The following is a 17,155-nucleotide window of genomic DNA, read 5'->3' as shown; positions in this document are numbered from 1 at the left end:
CCTCATTTTCCGTCTCCCACGGTAATATGGTCCAAATTATAGAATTGCATCCCACATATCGGTTTTATAAGTGTCGGTCTAGAAATTGAGTCGTCAAGACCGTCCATGCGGGCGAACAGAATACAAACAGGGATGAGAGAGGAGCGGCTATGCAAAAGCAAGCCATTGAAAGTGCGGGCAAGAATAACGTAAATTGGCGGATCAACGGGGCCTTTTGCAGCGCTTCGTTCCTCGCGCTGGCCGGTGCAATGCTGTTCCCCGGCGTAGCAACTGCTCAGACAAATCAGGATTCCGAGACCGAGCAGGCCAATTCCGAGGAAAAGCCGGCCGAGATCACCAACAAGGAAGCCGAAGGCATCATCTCGCAGGCGCGTGAGATCGTGGTCGTCGGCACCCGCGCTTCGCTCCAGTCCGCGATCAACCGCAAGAAGGAAGCGGGCACGATCGTCGATTCCATCGTCGCTGACGACATCGCCAGCTTCCCCGACAAGAACGTGGGCGATTCGCTCGCGCGCATCACCGGCGTCCAGCTCAGCCGCGACTTCGGCGAGGGCACGCAGGTCTCGATCCGCGGCGTCGAGCCCGATCTCAACCGCGTCGAGATCAACGGCGTCAGCCAGGTCAGCGCCACCGGCACCCGAGCGGGCGACTTCCGCGAATTCGCGACCGAACTGGTCAAGTCGATCGACGTCTACAAGGGCTATTCGGTCGACCTTACCGAGGGTGGCATCGGCGGCACCGTGCGCATCGAGACGCGCAAGCCCCTCGACCTCGAGAAGCCGCTCCTGACCGGTGTGCTCTCGCAGCAGCACCTCGACACCGCCGAGACCTGGAAGCCGCGCGTCACTTTCGTGGCCGGCACGCCCAAGTTCCTGATCGACGGCCTCGGCGTCCTGGTCAACGTCACCTACAGCGACGTCGACACCCGCCAGGACTATATCTCGAACACCAACTGGAAGCGCCTCGCCGACTTCGACCATTCGACCGAGAAGACCGTCGCCGATCCGCTCTACGCCGACTACGACACTTACGAGAGCTGCGCCAACGTCTCGGGGGGCACCTTGGCCCGCACCGCATGCGAAACCCAGTTCTTCGACTGGGCACCGACGGTCCCGCGCTATCGCAGCTGGAACCGCCACGACCAGCGCATCTCGGGCGACCTCACGCTGCAGTACCAGGTCGCGCCGAACTTGCGCGCCTATGGCAACATGCAGATCAACAAGCGCAACCAGACGCTTGAAGACGTCAACTACTCGATCGACCTGACGCGCATCCAGCGCTTCAACCTCGATCCGGCGCTGGCGACCAACGCCTCGGGTGCCACATCGGTCCCGCGCGTCGCGCTCGGCACGTCGACGGTCAACGAGAACCACGTCGTCACCAACCTCCTGACCGCGCTCAACGCGGTCAACATCGGCTCGGCCACCGCGCCCAACTACAACGGCGCGGCGAACATCGTGGGCGTGCAGCGCCGCGACTTCAGCTACGATCAGGATTCCAAGTACTTCTCGGGTGGATTCACCTGGGACATCGATCGCTTCAAGGTCGATTTCATGGGCAGCCATGCCACCGCCCATACCGACCAGCAGACCAACCTGATCTCCTTCGGCACGAGTGTCTCGGGCATCACGATCGATCGCAACAATTCGCAAGGGATCCCGGTCTTCCAGTTCCCGAGTGACTTCGATCCGGGCGATCCGGCGGTCTATTCGGACTTCACGCGCACCGACGCGAACGGCAACGTGCTGCCCGTCTACGGCCCCTCGATCCAGTACCGCCCGGCCGAGTACAACAACACCGAGGACCAGTTGAAGCTCGACGTCGACTGGGACATCGATCACCCGATCATCAGCCGCTTCCAGTTCGGCGCGCAGGCCCGTCGGCAGAAGTTCCTGAACTACGGCGCGGGTGGTTCGCGCCTGATCGACCCGGCGACCGGCACCTACCAGTCGAACGCCAACGTGTCGTACAACACGATCATCGACGACAACTACACCCAGCGTCGCGTGAACAACACGTACTACATGACGACCGCCGAGTACCAGTCGCTGCTCTCGCAGATCTCGTCGACCACCGGCGGCGCGCCGCTGTTCACCGGGCTGTCGGGCGCACCCTCGAGCATCCCGGGCCGCATCGCCTATCCCAGCTTCGATGCCGAGGCGCTGTCGGAGTACTACGACCTCTCCGGCTTCAACCACGACCTCGTGCTTTTCGCCGACGGCTATCCGCAGATCCCCTCGGCCAAGATCACCGAGACGATCTACTCGGCCTATGCGATGATGGATGTCGACACCTACGTCCTGGGCATGCACCTGACCGGTAACGCCGGCCTGCGCTGGACGCACACCGAGGACAAGGGCCTTGGCACCTACGTCAACCGCGTGACGCGTTTCACCCAGACGGGTAGCACCGAGACGGTCACCCTCTCGGCTTCCGAAGCCGAGATCACCAACACCTATGACGACTTCCTGCCGGCCTTCAACGCCAACCTGGAACTGGCCGACAACCTGTTCCTGCGCGCCAACTACGCCAAGAACCTGGCCCGTCCCAAGCCGACCGACCTCGTCCCGAACATCAACTGCCTCGACGACCAGACGATCACCGGCACGGACGACGTGTGCTCGGCGGGTAACCCGGACCTCAAGCCCTACCGCGCCGACCAGTGGGAAGTGAACCTGGCATGGTATCCCAATCCGGACACCATGCTGAGCCTGGGCTACTACAAGAAGTACGAGAGCACGTTCGTCATTCCCGCCACCACGCGCGATAACGTCGACCTGTTCCACGACGGCAACACCTACACCGTGCGCCAGCCGATCAACGGCGAGGGTGCCCTGCTCGATGGCATCGAAGCCAGCGCGCAGACCGTCTTCACGTTCCTGCCCAAGCCTTTCGACGGCTTCGGCGCGACCGCGAACATGACGTATGCCCGTGCCATCCGCACCAACCTCACCAACGATGCGACCGGCGAACCGCTCACCGAGTACCCGGGCCTTTCGAAGTACACCTACAACGCCAGCATCTTCTACGATCAGGGCATCCTCAACGCGCGCCTGAGCTACAACTACCGCTCGAAGTGGCTGGTGACCGTGCTCGATGCCAACAACGGCAACAACCCGATCTACCGCAAGGGCGAAGGCTACCTCGACGGGAAGATCACGCTGCGCTTCCCCGACTGGCACTTCAACGTCTTCGTCGAGATGCAGAACATCACGAAGGAATACTCGAAGACCTACATCAACGCCGACATGCCGGTCGACCTGTACTACCCCGGCCAGCGCACCTTCATCGGCATCCAGGCCAAGCTGTGACGCCCGCCTGATCCGGTCTGCCACGTGCGCCCACGAAGAACGGGGCCGTCTCCTTGCCGGAGGCGGCCCCGTTCGCGTTGGGCCCTGCACCTTCGCTACTTCGACGTTTCCCCCTCGTGGCGGATCGAGAGCGAATTGCTCACGCACTTGTCCGCAGGCATCCCCTCGGGGCAGGACGAGAGCTTGGGCGCGAGGCTGTTCGTGGCCGGCAGGCGCACCGTGAGGATGCGCAAGGGCTGCGTGCCGATCGTGCGCGAGGTGTGCCCACGCCCGGTCACGTCGTCGGCCAGGACGATGTCGCCTTTCGACAGGACGTACTTCGTCCCATCGCCAAGGCCGACTTCCAGTTGCCCGGCGAGGACGATCAGCAGGCGGGGCGTCGAGACACCGTGGTAGTCGATAAAGTCGCCTGGAAGCGTGTCGCCGATCTCAACATCAGTGGCGTAAAGCCGCGTCTGCACGCTTCGCCCCGGCTGTCCTCCCGTGCGTGGGAGCGCCAGCATCTCGACATGCGATTCCCCGTCGTCCCCGCCGTAGAGATGGGCCAGCGCAAGCGCCTCCGCGCCTGGGTCAATCGGACTGACCGGGGGTGGAGCTGAAGCTGGTGCCTGCGCCTGCGTCTGCGTTGCGAACAGCGCGCCGCCGAGCGCAGCCGCTGCGGCCAGGTTTCCCAAGGTACGTGCGATCATTGAAGCTCTCCTCGGTTCAGACAGGTTCGGCCACCGTTTCGTCGTGCGCGGCGGCAAGAGTACGCAGCCGCGGAATGAGTTCGCGCCCGTGCGCAGCGATGTCGGCATGAAGATCGAAACCGCGCAGCAGGAAGCCCGAAATCCCCATCCGGTAATAGTCCATCATCGCATCGGCGACCTGCTCGGCGGTGCCCACCAGCGCGGGCGGCAGCGTGGGCGTTGCAAACGCGATCGAGGCCTTGGTGATCCCGGTCCACAGCCGCTTGTCGAGCAATTCGCGTCCTTGCGCCAAGGCCTCCAGTTCCGCGCGTCCTGATCCCCCCTTGGTCGTCGCGAGGCGCGGATCGAGCCGCATACCGGTGGAAACCGCAGCCGCGCCTTGCGCGACCAGCGCCTCCTGTTCGAGTCCCTTCACACGCAGCCCCTCGAGCACGCCGCGCGCGTTGCGCCAGGCTTCTTCCTCGCTCTCGCCCAGGATCACCCGCACCGAGGTCTGCAAGCGCACCTTGCGCCCGGTGCGCGCCCAGGCCTGCTGCAACTGCGCCACCGTCTCGCGCATGTCCTCGAGCGGCTTGAGCCCGCCGATCGCATAGACATCGGCCACTTCGGCACCGACCTCCAGCGCCAGCGGCGAGGCGCCGCCCCAGTAGACCGGGATCGAACCGTTGACCGGCTTCAACTCGGACATCGCGCTGCGGAAGCGGTACCAGTCCCCGACGTGGTCGACCGGGCTCTGCGCGGACCAGATCGACTTCATCACCTGCACGTATTCGCCACTGCGCCGGTAGCGTTCCTCCTTGGTGTGAAAATCGCCGTCGCATTGCAGTTCGACGTCGTTGGCGCCCGTGATCACGTGAACGCCCGCGCGGCCGCTGCTGAGATTGTCGAGCGTGGCGAACATGCGCGCGGCCATCGTCGGTGCGATGAAGCCGGGGCGGTGCGCCACCATGAAGGCCAGCTTGCGGGTCATCGCCGCGACGTGCGCGGCGATCGCGAAGGGGTCGGGCGCGTAGGAATTCTGGAGGATGAGGACGCGATCGAAATCGTTCGCGTCGAACGCGCGCGCCATCTCGCCGATCATCGCCGCGTCGAACGAAGGGCCTTCGCCGGCCGGTGTGATTTCGGAGGCGTTTCGATGCAGGAGAACACCGAGAATTTCGAGAGACATGCCGCTATCCTTTTATTTCGCTGACCGGGGAAGGCAGGCGGGGCGCCGCAGCGCATTGCGGGCGCCGCGAGAGCGCCTCGCGGCGCGAACCACCCATCCCTCGGACTTCCAGGGTGGCAGTCGGCTATCGCAGCGGTAATTGAAAAAATTCCAGGCGGCGAAAAGGAAAGTTGATCACCTTGATCGCGCGCGATGCGCCTAGCATCGCCCACGCCCCCCTGGAGGAGACCGGCGTGAACATCACCAAGCTGGAACGGCTGATCGCCGTCTACGAAGCCGGAAGCTTCCGCAAGGCGGCCCGCATCTCGGGCGTATCGCAGCCCGCGCTGACCTGGAGCGTGCGCCAGCTCGAGGAAAGCCTCAACATCGCGCTGTTCGTGCGCGGGCCGCGCGGGATCAAGCCCACCGAAGCCTGCGAGAGGCTGATCGTGCGCGCGCGCCTGATCGTCAACGAACAGGCGCGCCTCGTCGCCGAAGTCGAGGACGCCAACCGGCGCCAGTTCATCGACCTTGGCATCCACCCGGTGCTCGCCAGCCACAATTTCGCGCAGGCTCTTTCCGAACTTCGCCGATCCGATCCCGACGTCGTGCTGCAGGTCATCGACGGCTACAGCGCCCCGCTGCAAGAGATGCTGCGCCAGGGTCGGCTCGACGTCGCCTTCTGCGCGCCCGCGTCCGAAGAGCTCGAGACCGGCGAGTTCGAATTCGAACCGCTGCTGCGCCAGCGATACTCGATCGTGGGGCACCGCGATCACCCCGTCTTCGCGCAAGAACCGCAAGCCTCTCCCGGCCACCACGACTGGGCACAGGTCGCTGTCCCCAATGTTCTTTACGGCCAGGACGACGCGGCCGACCTGATCGGCCTGCTCACCGCCCACGGCCTTGCCCCCGAGCGCGCCTTCGTGCGCACCTCCTCGATGCATCTCATCCGTTCGCTCGTCAAAGACGGCGGCCTGCTGGCCATGCTGCCCGACGACCTGGTGCGCGAGGACCTCGCCGTAGGCAGCTTGCGCGCGATCGAGGCCAGCCGCATCGAGGCGCCCCCGCTCGGCCTCCTGACCGTTGCTGGAAGCTACCGCAACCGCGCGCTACGCCGGCTCATGTCACTGTTCCGCCAGCAGTTCCGGGATTTTGCGGCAAAGGCATAAGGGCCCAAGCGGCGGGCACCGAAGTGCGATCAAGAACCTTTATCGCAGAACAGATTTTGCGCCCTATTCAAGCCTGCGCGCGCGGGTCAGGTTGTCCCCACAAGACAACATTACGTGCGGCGCGTGTCTCGCGTCCGTGCACCAGGGACAAGCACTGGGGATGGGCACCAGGCCCACCGGCAATCGGAAGGCAGCGCGCCTTTCGCGGCGGACTTGCCTGCCCGTTTCGATCGGGCCGGGCGGAGCACCGCCGAGGCAATCCGCCCCACCGGAGACCGGCGCTTTTCCCATAACCCCGGAGCGCGTAGTGGCGCGCTCCGCCCATTGGCCGGAGGATTTTCGTCGCATGAACCAGCGTCCGCTCAACCCCATCACCGCGCAGCACATCGCGGATTACGCGCGTGACGGCGTGGTCTGCCTGCGCCAGATGTTCGATGCCGAATGGATCGGCCGCCTCCAGCAAGCGGCCCGCGAGGTCCAGGCCGACCCCGCCCGCTTCGGCGCGACGGGCCCCTCGCACGGCGCGATGATGTCGGTCTCGCACCTCTTCCGCAAGCCCGGCGTCTTTCGTGATTTCGCACTCAACTCGCCCGCCGGCGAGATCGTCGGACGGGTGATCCAGGCCGACACGGTGCAGATGTTCCACGATCACCTTTTCGTGAAGCCCCCGCTTTCGCCCTCGATCATGCAGTGGCATGCGGACCACCTCTGGCCCTTCACCGGCACGATGATCCCCAACCTTTGGGTCGCGCTTTCACCCGTCAACCGCGAAAACGGCCGTATCGAGTTCGTCGCGGGCTACCACAAATTCTGCATGGAGACAGGTTCGCGCTTCGGCCCGGCGGGTGACGGGACCTTCCGCTTCCCCGACTTCGAAAACGAGCGCGACAACCCCGACTTCGCCTTCGAGTTCAAGACCTGGGACCTCGAGCCCGGCGACGCGGTGCTCTTCCACGTCGACATTCCGCACTATTCCAAGGGCAACGATTCCGACGCCCTTGCCCGCGCGGGGCTGGCCATGCGCATGCTCGGCGACGATGCCTACTGGTGCCCGCGCGAGGGCCTGATGCCGGTGCAGGGGCTCGACCTGCTCAGCCAGGAGGAAGGCGCGCATCCCGCCCCCTGCCCCGAACTTCCGGTGATCTGGACGCGTCCCGCCGACGAACCGCGTGCCTTCGCTCCGCGCGAGAGCCTGTCCGCATGACCTTGCACTCCAAGCGCGACGTCCTCTCGGCGGGCGGCGCCTGGCTGGCGGGCCTTGGCCTGACCTCGCTCGCCTCCACGCCCGCCGCGGGCACCGAGCGGGTGACCAGGGTCGGCCCGGTCCCGGGCGCGGTCTTTCCGATGGAGTTCGAGCCGACCGGCACGGCGATGCCGTGGATCCGACGCGTGTTCCACCTCTATTCCGGGCCCGACGGGCTCACCCGCGCCGAACAGCTCGAGGTGGTCGAGCCCAGGGGACAGAAGATCGCGACCCTGCTGCGTCGCAACGCCGAGCGCGTGACGATCGGCTCCTCGCAGGCCGGAGCCGGCTTCGGTTTCCACGTTGCCAACAACCCCACCTTCCTGATCCCGATCTTCGGCTCGATGATCATCGAGCTGCACGACGGTAGCCAGGTCGAGCTGCGCCACGGCGATCTTGCCTTCGCCGAGGACTGCACCGGCAAGGGCCACATCTCGCGCTCGGGGCCCGAAGGCTCGATGATGGTTTCGGTCCAGTTGCCCAGGGACGGCTGCCCGCTCAGCGGCAGCTCGGACCTCGCCACCGTGTGGACCGAACCCACCCCCTGATTTTCCCGGCCCCGCCCCCACCGACGAAGAGCGCAGCCCATCCGAGAGAGAGAGCCATCGATGAAGAAGAGTGCATACCTGGGCTGGGCGATAGGCTCGTTCACCTCCTCGGCGCTGGTGAGCGCGGTGGGACTGCTGCACTTGCGCTTCATGACCGATTCGCTGGGCATCTCCATCGCGATCGCGGGCACCTTGGCGGTCATCGCCAAGATCTACGACGCGGTGACCGATCCCGTGATGGGGCACCTGGGCGATCGTACCCACACCCGTTTCGGGCAGTTCCGCCCGTACCTTCTTGCAGGAGGCCTGCTCTCGGCGCTCGCGATCGCGCTGCTCTTCAATGTGCCGAGTGCGCTCACCGGGCATGGCCTGTGGGTCTACGTCGGCATGACGCTGCTGCTCTATTCGAGCGCCTACACCATGTTCCGCATCCCCTACCTCGCGATCGGGCGCGCCATTACCGAGGACTTCCACGAACGTTCGCGGCTGATGACCTTCAGCGTCTACGGCTCCTCGCTCGGCAGTTTCGCGGCGACGTCGGCCGCGCCGATCCTGCTTTCGCGCATCGGCAGCGACCGCGCCGGACACGGGCTCGTCGCGCTGATCCTGGCCGGTGCCATTGCGCTGGGCGGCATGCTCGCCTTCGCCCTCCTCAAGGAGCGCCGCCCGGTGCACCGCGAACCCCGGCCCGCCGGCTCGCCGCGCGCCACCTTCGCGGCCCTGCGCACCAATACGCCGTTCCTGTGCCTGATCGGCTTCAAGCTGGTGCTGTTCACCGGCTTTGCCGTGCACATTTCGGCGCTGCCCTACTACACCCGCCACGTGCTGGGGGTGTCGGACAGCGTATTGGGGACGATCTTCGCGATTCAGACCGTGCTGATGGTCATCTCGCAACCCTTGTGGGTCCGGCTCGCCCGGCAGTTGGGCCGGCGCGGCGCGCTCGTCGCCTCCGGGTTCACCTGTACCCTCGCCTATCTGGTCTGGGCGATGATCCCCACGTCCTCGCCGATGCCGATGATCTTCATCGCGCCGGGCCTCTCAGGGCTGGGCACGGGCGGCGTCTTCCTGGGGCTCTACACCGTCCTCACCGACACGATGGACTACGCCAAGCGCGCGCAGGGCGAGAACCGGGCCGGCATGCTTGCCGGGGTCTTCGTGATGGTCGAGAAAGGCACTTCGGCGATCGGCATGTTCGCGTTCAGCATGGTCATGGCCTGGGCCGGCTTCCAGTCCGCGATCGGCAGCGGCGCGGGCGAACAGCCCGCCAGCGTGAAGAGCGGCCTGCTCGTCACCGTGGCGCTCGCACCGGCCCTCGCCAGCGTGCTGGCGACCCTCATCATGACCCGCTACCGGCTCCCGGCGATCCCCGGCCCCGCGTCGGACCACGCCCAGACCGCGGCGCAAACTGAAATCGCGCCCGGATGAGCGGCCTCGCCGATACATTTCAATCCTTATAGAAACTATTTATCCGATTAGCGGATATAAAATACAAATTTCATGGATCAATTCGCGATACTAGATCAGCGTCTAAAACAATAATATTTCGAATCCAAGACATATATTAACGCAGCTTTACGGCGATAACATTTCCTTATTGCCAGAGAACTTCACAATTCAAAAGCCAATTTATTGCTTTTGAAGGTGATGAACCGTGACCCAAGCAAAACACAAGGGGGGAACTATGAGAATGACCCAGGGCCTTTCCGGCCTCGCAACGATGACGTCCTGCGCCGCCATGGCGGCCAGCCTTGCCCTGCCGCTCGTGCCGACGGGCGCACACGCGCAGGAAGCACCCGCCCCGGCGCAAACCGGCAGGGCCGGCACCGAGGCAAGCGCCGGTGACATCGTCGTCACCGCGCGCCGCCGCGAGGAGAACCTCCTCGAAACCCCGATCGCCATTTCCGCCTTCACCGGCGAGGCGCTGGAAGAGCGGGGCATCAAGAACCTGCAGGACCTCGGCAGCTTCGTACCCGGCCTCAACATCGTGGGCCAGGCAACCGGCGGCGGCGCGCGCGCGGACCGTTCGTTCGTCGGCGTGATCCTGCGCGGCATGCAGCCTTCGACGTCCTCGGCGCAGACCACCTCGATGTTCATCGACGGCGTCCCGGTCTCGCAGGCGACCGCGTTGCAGGTCCTCACCAACCCCGCACGGGTCGAGGTCCTCAAGGGCCCGCAGTCGGCGACCTTCGGCCGCCAGACTTTCGCCGGCGCGATCAACGTCGTCACCAAGGATCCCAGCGACACCCTCACCGGCCAGATGAGCGGCATGGTGGGCACGCGCGCCAACTACGACGTTTCGGGTGAACTGAGCGGCCCGCTCCTGGGCGATATCCTGGGCTTTCGCGCCACCGCACGCGCCTTCGGCAAGCACGGTTCCTACAAGAACGCGGCGAACCCGAACGAGACGCTGGGCGACCAGTCCTCGAAGGCCGCGACGCTCGCGCTCAAGTTCACGCCGACCTCCAACCTCACGATCAAGGGCTTCGGGCTCTACTCGAAGCTGAGCGACGGTCCGGCCGCCAACGGCTACATCAGTGCGTATGGTCTCACCGACGATGACGGCAACGTCATCCGCCAGGACCAATCGAACTGCAACGTGACCGGTTCGAGCGGCGTGACCACGCGCTGGTTCTGCGGAACGGCTCCGTCCCTGTCCAGGCTCAGCCCGCAGGCCGACACCGCCAACACCGCCTTCATCACCAACTTCCTGAAGTCCGACCAGGGTCGCCTGTTCCACAACGACCTCGACGGCTATGGCCTGCGCAACGACTACTACCACATCCATCTCGATGCGAACTGGGACATCGGCGATACCGGCCTTGCCCTCCACTCGCTCACCGGCTGGAACACCGAGCGCAAGAACGAACTGGCCGACCTCGACAACTACAACGGCGCGAACGACACCGGCACCGGTTCGCTCTACCCCGACGGGACGTACAACTTCGTCTACTATATCGAGGCGGAAAGCCGCGACTTCTCGCAGGAGCTGCGCCTGAGTTACGACAAGGGCGGCCCCTTGCAGGCCACAGTCGGCGCCAGCTACCTCAACGCCCGCGCGCAGAGCGCGAGCGGCAGCCCGAACCTTTCCGGCACCAGGCGCTACGGCGCGACCCAGTCGAAAACCTACGGATTTTTCACCAGCATCAACTACGACGTCACCGAGGCCCTCTCGCTGGCCTTCGACGGCCGCTACCAGATCGACAAGCTCTACGCCTATGCGGGTGAAGGCGGCGTCACCTCGACCGGCGCGACGATCCCGGCCGGCTTCTACGCCGAGGACGAGGAGATCGCGCAAGGGACCTACAAGAACTTCCTCCCGCGCGTGATCGCCCAGTACACGATCGGCGAGAGCATGCTCTACGCCTCCTATTCCAAGGGCGTGAACCCGGGCGCGTTCAACACGCTGTTCATCACCGCCATCCCCGAGGTGGTCCAGGCCGCCGAATCCTACGGCTACAAGGTCAAGGTCGATCCCGAGAAGATCACCAACTACGAGATCGGCCTCAAGGGTCACGCGCTCGGCAACCTGTTCACGTACGAGCTGGCCGCGTTCCTCGCCGACTGGACCAACCAGATCCAGTCGCAGTCGACCCAGATCAACGTCGACACCAACGGCGACGGCGTTCTCGAGCCTTACCAGGTGAGCGGTTCGACCAACACCGGCAAGGTGCGCGTCAAGGGCATCGAGGCGAGCGTCTCCACCCGTCTGTCCACCGCCCTCAATCTCGACCTCTCGGGCGCCTACATCGACAGCGAGATCCTGAAGGCGGTCAACACCGGCGTCACCGCGCTGACCGGCATCACCGACTTCCACGGCAACCAGAGCCCGTTCGTCTCGAAATGGTCGGGCACCGCCGCACTCAATTACCAGGCGCCGATCTCGGCGGCGCTCGACGGCTTTGCCCGTCTCGACTTCATGTACAAGTCGGGCACCTACTCCGATGTCTCGAACCTCGTGAAGTCACCCGACCTGACCCAGACCAACGTGCGCGCAGGCATCCGCAACGAAACCTACAGCATCGAGGCTTTCGTCACCAACCTGTTCAACAACAAGGCTTATTACAGCATCTCGGACAACAGCCTGATCATGAGCAGCAATTCCTCGCCAAACTCTTCGGTCTACGGCGGGCTCGTCGCCCAGCTGCGCGAGCTGCGCACGATCGGGATCCGCGGGACCTTCAACTTCTGAACACGCAAGACGCCTGAGCTTTGGCCCGGACGATGAGACCTCCATCGTCCGGGCTTCTTTTGGGGCCTGGTCTCCGCTCCCGTGAAGAGCTAGCGAGGAACACGGAACACACGAAGGCCGGGGAGCTTCTGCAGCCCCCCGGCCTTCGTGCCTTCGCGATCCCGATAGATCTAGTCGCGGGCCGCCAGGGCGTGCGCCAGGCGTGCACGCATCTGCGCCTCGACGCCCTCGCCAAAGCCGATTCCCATGACCATCGCGGCGTCCTCGCCCTCCTGAGGCCAAGAGCGATGGCCCTGACCGCTCGTGTCGAGCATCACGAGCACGTCGCCGGGTCCAAGTTCGCGGCACTCGCCGTCGCTCGCCTCGATCTGCCAGCGCCCGCGCAGCGTGATCGAAAGCCCGGCCTCGCCGCAAGTGTGCCACGCGCTGTAGCCCAAGGTACTCCCCCCGCCGGCAAGCCCCCAGACACGGGCGGGCGCAATGCCCTCCCAGTGCGAAGACCCGTCCGCGTTCTCGACCTTTCGGGTTACCGGCAGTTCGATGTCGACAAGACGCGACTGGCCGTCGGGCAGCGCGTGGATGCACAGGACGGTCCAGCCCGTCGGCGGCGCCTTCACGGGTACGTGCGTCATCGGCGGGTCAGAAGATTTCGGGCTGCGCGTAAGCCGCCGCGCCGCTGGCGAAGCGGTTGGCGGGGCGTTCGAGCCCAAGGTTTTCGCGCAAGGTCGCACCTTCGTAGGCGGTGCGCACGTGGCCGCGCTCCTGCAGGATCGGCACGACCTGGTCCACGAAGTCCTCGAGACCGGCGGGCAGGAACGGGGGCGAGACGACGAAACCGTCCGCCGCACCCGCGTTTTCCCAGGCAATGAGGACGTCGGCGACGTCCTGCGCCGTTCCCACCACGGTGTGGCTGGTGCGCCCGGCTGCGACGCGGCGCGCGAGTTCGCTGATCGGCAGGCCCTGCCGCTCGGAAAGTTCGAGGACCCGGTCGCGCGTCGAGTTCTGGCCGGCCAGCGCCTCTTCGGGCAGCGGCGGCAGCGGTCCCTCGGGGTCATGCCCGGAGAGATCGACCTGCCCGAGCAACGCTTCGAGCTTGGAAATGGCCAGTCGGGTCGGAATGAGCTGGTCGAGTTCGGTCTTGAGGTCCTGTGCCTCGGCGCGCGTGGGCGCGATGATCGGCGTGATCGCGGGCATGATCTTGAGCTGGTCGGGTCGGCGGCCGAATTCGGCGAGCTGCGCGTGCATCGCCGCGCGGAAGGCCTGCGCCGTCTCCATCGTGGGATGCGAAGTGAAGATGACTTCGGCGTGGCTCGCGGCGAAGCGCTGCCCCGTCGCCGAGGCCCCGGCCTGGACGAGAACCGGATGGCCTTGCGGCGAGCGCGGCACGGTCAAGGGGCCGGCCACGCGAAAGTGGGTGCCCGCATGGTTCACCGCCGAGATGCGCGCGGGGTCGGTGTAGTGCCCGCTCGCCTTGTCGGCGAGCACCGCGCCATCCTGCCAGGAATCCCAGAGAAGGCGCGCGACCTCGACGAACTCGCCTGCGCGCTCGTAGCGCTCGGAATGGCCCAGATGCGCCTCGAAGCCGTAATTGTGCGCCTCGTTCTCCATCGTCGAGGTAACGATGTTCCAGCCCGCGCGGCCCCGGCTCAGATGGTCCAACGAAGCGAAACGGCGCGCAATTTCGTAAGGGTGACCATAAGTGGTCGAGGCCGTGCCGATCAGCCCGATGTGGTGGGTCGCCGCGGCGATCGTTGCCAGCACGGTGACCGGGTCGAGTTTGGGCGTCTCGATCCCGGCGAAGATCTCCGCCCCGCGCACCGGATGATACCCCAGGTAATCGGCGAGGAACACGCCATCGAAGAATCCGCGTTCGGCGGTCTGTCCCAGCGTGCGGAAATAGTCGAGGTCGCACAAGGCGTCGTGCGCCGCGCGCGGGTGACGCCAGCCCGCAATATGGCCTCCGGTCTGCATCATGAACGCGAGCAGTTTCATCGTGGTTCGTTTCGTCTTCCAGGTTGATCGGGAGAAACCGGCCCTCGACGGGCCGACCGTATCGGTCTGGCGCGTCGCTTCGAATGGCCGGATTGTGCGCCTCCTGACAAGCATGGAACCGGCGCCAAGCGCCAATCAAGAATTGCTGCAGGCGATAAAGCAATCTGATTTCGACCCCACCCGGCCCGCTGATACTCAAAGCCATACACAAAACCGTGAGGCCGTCTTGCCCCATGTTCGGGCAGGATGCAGAAATCGAGCCGCGCGAAGGGGAAAGCCGTTGACCATGACACGAACCGGTAACGCATCCGCATGCTGATCAACCGCGCGCGCGCCGATACCCTGATGGATCGTGATGGCATCGATGCGGTCATCGCCTCGACACCTGTCAACACCTACTACCTTTCAAGCTGGGCCACTGACGCGAGCTGGGGTTTCGGCGACCTCGCCCTCGCCATCCTTCCGCGCGACCACGCGCGCGACGCCGCCGTGCTCACCGTCGAGGTCGACATGGGGCAGCCCCAGCAGGGCCAGGGCACCTGGATGATCGTGCGCGGCTATGCCCGCAAGCCGGGCCTGGGGGCGGGCGGCGTGCAAGGCGTGCTGACGTCCGAGGGGCTTCCCCAGAACCACCCCGAGGCGATCGCGCAGTACTTGCGCGAGGTGGCGCTCGACCGCGGTCGCATCGCCTTCGAGGACCGAGGTCTCGGCCTCGACGTCGATGCCCTGCTCGGCGGCACGCTTACCGTCCTGCCCGCCCGCGATCTCCTGCGCGACATGCGCATGGTCAAGACACCCGCCGAAATGGCGCACATGCGCGCCGCCGCGCGCAAGACCGAACTGGCGCTCCAGGTCGCGGCCGAGGCGGTGGCCGCCGGTGCCACCTGCGCCGAGGCCGAGCGGGTGTTCTGGTCGGCCGCCGCGCTTGCCGGAGGACGCCCGGTGTTCCTCCTCATCACCCCCTATCGCGCCGGGCTGGGCCGCCTGCCCAAGACCGCCACGCTGGAACCGGGCGACATGGTGACGTTCGATGCCACCGCCGAATTCGCCCATTACACCAGCGACATCGGCCGCACCGCCGTGATCGGCGAACCGAGCGCCGAACAGTTGCGCCGCTACAACGCCACGCGGCTGGGCTGGCAGGCCGCGCTTCCCCATTTCCGCCCCGGCGCGCTCTCGCGCGATGTGGAAAACGCCGTGATCGCCTCGATCCAGGACCACGGCAACCCCGATTTCAAGGCCGCCGGGCTGCATTCGGTGGGGCTCGAGCACACCGACCATCCCCATCCGGGGGGCGGCATGCACGCCTTCGAACTGGTCGACAACATGGTGCTGAGTTGCGACCTGCCCTGGATCGGCCCCGATATCGGCAAGTTCCACTTCGAGGACATCATCTACCTCGATGGGGGCGGTGTCGAAATCCTCAACGACGCCGACGGGCGCCTGCTCGCCTGCATCGACGGGCGCACCGTGCGTGTCGACTGATCCCGCCATGACCACCGCCCCCCAAACCCGGACGCTGCCCGAGGCCGAGCCCGCCCCCTTCCCGCCGCTGCGCCAGAGCCTGTGGCCCATGCTGCTCCTGTTCCTCGCAGCCAATTTCTACAGCATCGACAAGGCCATCGTCGGCGTGCTCGCCGAGCCGATAAAGGCCGACCTCGCCATCGACGATATCCGCATGGGCCTGCTCATGGGGCTCGCCTATTCGCTGCTGAGCGGGATCTGCGGGCTCTGGCTCGGCACTCTCGTCGACCGCCACGTGCGCAAGAAGGTGCTGGGCTGGGCGATCATCGTGTGGAGCCTGTCCACCGCGCTCGGCGGGCTGGCCCCCAATTTCGAGGTGTTCTTCGTCCTGCGTGCGCTCGTCGGCCTGGGCGAGGCAGCGGTTGCCCCCGCCGCGCTCTCGCTCATCGCCGACATGTTCCCACCGGCCCGGCGCGGCCGCGCGATCAGCGCCTACCTCATCGGCGCGACGATCGGCACTTCGCTGTCCTCGGTCATCCCGGGCATGATCGTGGCCGCCGACCTCCACCTGACCCTTCCGGCCATCGGTCGGCTCGTGCCCTGGCGCACCGCCTTCCTGCTGTGCGGGATCGTCGGCCCGCTGGTGGGCCTGGGCTTCTTCACCATCCGCGAACCCGCCCGGCGCGGCGCCCCCCCGGTGCCTCGCGAACCCGCCCGCGTGCGCGCGAAGCTTGCCTACCTCTGGCGCCAGCGTGCGGTGGTCGTCCCCCTCTTCACAGGCTTCTGCCTTTACTACGTCGCCTTCGTCGGCGTCGCCTCGTGGACCGCGCCGCTGCTCATGCGCACCTTTCACCTGAGCTTGCCGCAGATCTCCAACGCGCTGGGCCTGGGCATGCTGATCGCGGGGGTCTGCGGCTACCTGCTGGGCGGGGTCGCGGCGGATTCGCCGCTGGGCAAGGCGCGCGGCGGGCGGCTCATGGTCATGGCCGCCCTGCCCGTCCTCGCCCTGCCGAGCGGGCTAGCCGGACTTGCCCCGGGTCTCATCCCCGCGATCGTGTGCCTCGCCACGATCAGCCTGACCACGCCCATGCTCAACGTCGCGATGAACGCCACCGTGCAGGACATCGCACCCAACGACATGCGTGGCTTCACGTACGCCTTCCTCAGCGTCGTCTCGGCGCTTCCCGCCGGCGCGGGCGGCCCGCTGCTGATCGCCTGGGTCTCGCAGAGCGTGCTCGGCGACGAGGGGCGCATCGCGACAAGCTTCGTGCTCGTGGTGCTGCCCTGCCTCGTGCTCGCCGCGCTCTGCTTCCTTCTCGCCCTGCGCGCCTACCGCGCGCTCGCTCCCGACAGCGAACTGGCCCGCGTCGTGCGCACCAGCCACGCCTGATCCTCCACGAAAG

The 17,155-nt window shown here is 65.9% G+C and carries 12 protein-coding genes; 8 read left to right on the top strand and 4 right to left on the bottom strand.

Going from position 1 to position 17,155, the window contains the following annotated elements:
* The first annotated feature begins 149 nt into the window (after window positions 1–149).
* Entirely contained in the window at window positions 150–3,311 is a 3,162-nt protein-coding gene (locus HT136_RS14365; protein ID WP_214200476.1) for a TonB-dependent receptor, read from the top strand.
* 95 nt (window positions 3,312–3,406) lie between these two features.
* Here the strand turns inward: HT136_RS14365 and HT136_RS14360 are convergent, their stop codons facing one another.
* A complete protein-coding gene (locus HT136_RS14360) occupies window positions 3,407–4,000 on the bottom strand; it encodes a cupin domain-containing protein (RefSeq protein WP_214200475.1) in 594 nt (197 codons plus the stop codon).
* 16 nt (window positions 4,001–4,016) lie between these two features.
* On the bottom strand, window positions 4,017–5,168 hold the full coding sequence (locus tag HT136_RS14355) for an LLM class flavin-dependent oxidoreductase (protein WP_214200474.1): 1,152 nt from the start codon (window positions 5,166–5,168) through the stop codon (window positions 4,017–4,019).
* Between the two features lie 170 nt (window positions 5,169–5,338).
* Here HT136_RS14355 and HT136_RS14350 point away from each other — a divergent pair, with 170 nt between their 5' ends.
* The 5 genes from HT136_RS14350 (at window position 5,339) to HT136_RS14330 (ending at window position 12,296) form a co-directional block, all read left to right on the top strand.
* The gene (locus HT136_RS14350; protein WP_214200473.1) at window positions 5,339–6,316 is read left to right on the top strand and encodes a LysR family transcriptional regulator; all 978 of its coding nucleotides are present in this window, start codon (window positions 5,339–5,341) and stop codon (window positions 6,314–6,316) included.
* Between the two features lie 346 nt (window positions 6,317–6,662).
* The gene (locus HT136_RS14345; RefSeq protein ID WP_214200472.1) at window positions 6,663–7,520 is read left to right on the top strand and encodes a phytanoyl-CoA dioxygenase family protein; all 858 of its coding nucleotides are present in this window, start codon (window positions 6,663–6,665) and stop codon (window positions 7,518–7,520) included.
* Window positions 7,517–8,107, top strand: coding sequence for a cupin domain-containing protein (locus HT136_RS14340; protein WP_214200471.1), 591 nt, complete (start codon window positions 7,517–7,519; stop codon window positions 8,105–8,107). The genes HT136_RS14345 and HT136_RS14340 overlap by 4 nt, the downstream gene beginning before the upstream one ends.
* 60 nt (window positions 8,108–8,167) lie before the next feature.
* The gene (locus HT136_RS14335; protein ID WP_214200470.1) at window positions 8,168–9,532 is read left to right on the top strand and encodes an MFS transporter; all 1,365 of its coding nucleotides are present in this window, start codon (window positions 8,168–8,170) and stop codon (window positions 9,530–9,532) included.
* Window positions 9,533–9,794: 262 nt separating this feature from the next.
* Window positions 9,795–12,296, top strand: coding sequence for a TonB-dependent receptor (locus HT136_RS14330; protein WP_214200469.1), 2,502 nt, complete (start codon window positions 9,795–9,797; stop codon window positions 12,294–12,296).
* Between the two features lie 170 nt (window positions 12,297–12,466).
* Here the strand turns inward: HT136_RS14330 and HT136_RS14325 are convergent, their stop codons facing one another.
* Both HT136_RS14325 and HT136_RS14320 read right to left on the bottom strand, forming a co-directional pair.
* Window positions 12,467–12,928, bottom strand: a complete 462-nt coding sequence (locus tag HT136_RS14325; RefSeq protein ID WP_214200468.1) for a cupin domain-containing protein — start codon at window positions 12,926–12,928, stop codon at window positions 12,467–12,469.
* Between the two features lie 7 nt (window positions 12,929–12,935).
* Entirely contained in the window at window positions 12,936–14,288 is a 1,353-nt protein-coding gene (locus HT136_RS14320; protein ID WP_214200467.1) for an LLM class flavin-dependent oxidoreductase, read from the bottom strand.
* 312 nt (window positions 14,289–14,600) lie between these two features.
* Here HT136_RS14320 and HT136_RS14315 point away from each other — a divergent pair, with 312 nt between their 5' ends.
* Window positions 14,601–15,773 carry a M24 family metallopeptidase gene (locus HT136_RS14315; protein WP_214200466.1) on the top strand — a complete coding sequence of 391 codons (1,173 nt, stop codon included), beginning with the start codon at window positions 14,601–14,603 and terminating at the stop codon, window positions 15,771–15,773.
* 7 nt (window positions 15,774–15,780) lie between these two features.
* The gene (locus HT136_RS14310) at window positions 15,781–17,142 is read left to right on the top strand and encodes an MFS transporter (protein WP_214200465.1); all 1,362 of its coding nucleotides are present in this window, start codon (window positions 15,781–15,783) and stop codon (window positions 17,140–17,142) included.
* Window positions 17,143–17,155 lie beyond the last annotated feature (13 nt).

The sequence above is a fragment of the Novosphingobium profundi genome (assembly GCF_018491765.1).
Classification (GTDB): domain Bacteria; phylum Pseudomonadota; class Alphaproteobacteria; order Sphingomonadales; family Sphingomonadaceae; genus Novosphingobium; species Novosphingobium profundi.
Note: the sequence above shows the minus strand (reverse complement) of the source record. Positions and strands in the feature narration are given on the sequence as shown.

What these genes read in the sequence shown, in the direction of transcription:
- HT136_RS14365 (WP_214200476.1), top strand. Translation starts at nt 150, where the DNA reads ATGCAAAAGCAAGCCATTGAAAGTGCGGGCAAGAATAACGTAAATTGG.
- HT136_RS14355 (WP_214200474.1), bottom strand. Translation starts at nt 5,168, where the DNA reads ATGTCTCTCGAAATTCTCGGTGTTCTCCTGCATCGAAACGCCTCCGAA.
- HT136_RS14325 (WP_214200468.1), bottom strand. Translation starts at nt 12,928, where the DNA reads ATGACGCACGTACCCGTGAAGGCGCCGCCGACGGGCTGGACCGTCCTG.
- HT136_RS14310 (WP_214200465.1), top strand. Translation starts at nt 15,781, where the DNA reads ATGACCACCGCCCCCCAAACCCGGACGCTGCCCGAGGCCGAGCCCGCC.
- HT136_RS14345 (WP_214200472.1), top strand. Translation starts at nt 6,663, where the DNA reads ATGAACCAGCGTCCGCTCAACCCCATCACCGCGCAGCACATCGCGGAT.
- HT136_RS14360 (WP_214200475.1), bottom strand. Translation starts at nt 4,000, where the DNA reads ATGATCGCACGTACCTTGGGAAACCTGGCCGCAGCGGCTGCGCTCGGC.
- HT136_RS14330 (WP_214200469.1), top strand. Translation starts at nt 9,795, where the DNA reads ATGACCCAGGGCCTTTCCGGCCTCGCAACGATGACGTCCTGCGCCGCC.
- HT136_RS14340 (WP_214200471.1), top strand. Translation starts at nt 7,517, where the DNA reads ATGACCTTGCACTCCAAGCGCGACGTCCTCTCGGCGGGCGGCGCCTGG.
- HT136_RS14320 (WP_214200467.1), bottom strand. Translation starts at nt 14,288, where the DNA reads ATGAAACTGCTCGCGTTCATGATGCAGACCGGAGGCCATATTGCGGGC.
- HT136_RS14335 (WP_214200470.1), top strand. Translation starts at nt 8,168, where the DNA reads ATGAAGAAGAGTGCATACCTGGGCTGGGCGATAGGCTCGTTCACCTCC.
- HT136_RS14315 (WP_214200466.1), top strand. Translation starts at nt 14,601, where the DNA reads ATGCTGATCAACCGCGCGCGCGCCGATACCCTGATGGATCGTGATGGC.